This window comes from Nocardia sp. SSK8, from assembly GCF_037034205.1.
GTDB lineage: Bacteria > Actinomycetota > Actinomycetes > Mycobacteriales > Mycobacteriaceae > Nocardia.
In genome coordinates, this window is record NZ_JBAGKD010000056.1 from 1 (window position 1) to 203 (window position 203).

Sequence of the window (203 nt, forward strand, 5' to 3'; positions counted from 1 at the left end):
TGCTTACCTGTGGGTCGATATGGCGCACTTCGCGGGTCTGGTCGCCGCCGGTCTGCACCCGTCGCCGGTGCCGTATGCCGATGTGGTGTCCTCGACCGTGCACAAGACCCTCGGTGGTCCCCGTTCGGGTTTGATTCTGGCTAAGCAGGAGTTCGCGAAGAAGCTGAACTCGGCGGTGTTCCCGGGTCAGCAGGGTGGGCCGC

General features: G+C 65.0%; 1 pseudogene. It reads left to right on the forward strand.

The features are described 5' to 3' along the window. A pseudogene (locus WA675_RS27350) lies at positions 1-203 on the forward strand (serine hydroxymethyltransferase); the annotation flags it as partial.